Annotated in this window: 1 protein-coding gene; it reads left to right on the forward strand. The window is 71.5% G+C overall.

Features of this window, described 5'->3' with window-relative positions; all coding sequences use genetic code 11:
- The coding region (locus GJ693_RS17190; RefSeq protein ID WP_197042284.1) for a beta strand repeat-containing protein at positions 1 to 1,748 on the forward strand (1,748 nt) is incomplete at both ends.

Below are 1,748 nucleotides of genomic sequence, written 5' to 3' on the forward strand. Positions count from 1 at the left end.
GCTGCCGACGGCCTGGGCGGCGCCTCCTTTGCCGGGCGCGGCGGCAGCGCGGTGGGCGGGGTGGCGCGGGTCCAGCTCGATGCCGGCGGCAGCATGTTGATCGGCCAGGACATCAGCGTCACCGCCAACGCCATTGCCGATATTGGCGGCCCCGCCGAACAGAGCGGCAGCGCCAGCGGCGGCACCGCCTCGGTTGCGCTTGCCGCCGGGCTGGCATTGCCGGGCAATCTCGTGATCGCGGCCGACGCCACCTACAGCGAGCGTGCCCCGACCGCACACGTGGGCGGCGGCGCGGCCACCGCAGGCACAGCCACGTTGCAGCTGCTGCCGGGCAGCGTCGCATCGGCCAATTTCATCTCGATCTCGGCGGCCGGTCTTGGCACGGTGGGCGCTGGCGGCAATGCGTTCACCGGCGGCACGGCGAGCCTGCAGGTCGATGATGTTGGCAGCACGACCAGCCTGGCCGCGACCACCGGGCTGGTGATCAGCGCCAGCGCACTGGCGGCGCCTGGCAGCATCAATGGCAACCCTGATGGCGGCTCTGCCACCGGCGGCTTCGCCCAGATCATCGCCAGCGGCAATCCGAAGCTCAATGTCAGTGCCGGCGATGTCGATGTGAGGGCCGATGCCGTGGCTGGCAACGGTGCGCTGGGGCTGGGCGGCACGGCGCTGGGCGGCCGCGCCCATGTCAATTTCCAGGGCGGCGGCAGCCTGCAAGTCCCCGGCCAACTCGGCCTGTCGGCCAATGCCACCGCCGGCAGCGGCACCCTGGGCGGCAACGCCACCGCCTTCGATGCCGGCAGTGGCGCCCCGCCGGCGGTGCTGCTCAGCTATGGCGGCGGCGCGACGGCGGCGGATCTCGGCATTGCGGTCGGCTCGGCAATCACGCTCAGTGCCAGTGCGCTGGGCGGCACCAGCGATGCCGGCATCGGCGGCGCGGCGCGTGGCGGCCTGGTGGTGATGTCCGCCAGTTCGGCCGGGATTTCGGCGCAGGCCATCAGTCTTGAAGCCAGCGCTGATGGCGGCTTTGGCCAAGCCGGCGGCGCCGCGCGGTCGGGACGGCTGATCACCAAGCTGGCCGATGCGGGCCTGTCGTCCCAGACGGATCTCGCCTTCAACGTCAATGCTACAGGCGGCACGGCCTTTGGTGGCAGTGGCGGCCGCGGCGGTGATGCGACCATCGGCCAGATCAGCTTCACCCAGTCCGCCAAGGAAGGCGGGCCGGGTTCGACCACGGTCATTCTCGGCAACAGCATCGTTTCGGCCGAGGCGCGCGGCGGCGATGGCGATGGCGCCACCAGCGGCAGCGCCGGCAATGGCGGCGATGCCTTTGGCGCCGATCCCAACGCGCAACTGCCGGCGATCCTGATCGGCGTACAATCGGCCGGCACCAGCTTCACCACCGGGCTCCTTGCTATCGACAATATGGTGTTCGGCGGGGCGGGCGGCGTTGGCTCGCTTGCCGCCAATGGCGGCAACGGTGGCAAAGCCGTGGGCGGCAGTGTCAGCATCGGCGCAGTGGATGGCGCGGTAATCCCGGTCGCCACCCGCCCCTTCGCCAATTTCGGTAGCCTGGCCCTGATCCAGGCGACCGTCACCGGTGGCGCTGGCGGCACGGTCGATGGCTCTGGCCTGGGCGGGCGCGGCGGCGATGCCAGTGGCGGCACAGGCCTGCTGGTCAGCCGCGGCGGCGTCGTCATCGCCTCGGCCGTGATCATCGACACCTCGGCGCAAGGCGGCGCGGCTGG

Source organism: Sandarakinorhabdus oryzae, assembly GCF_009733735.1.
GTDB lineage: Bacteria > Pseudomonadota > Alphaproteobacteria > Sphingomonadales > Sphingomonadaceae > Sandarakinorhabdus > Sandarakinorhabdus oryzae.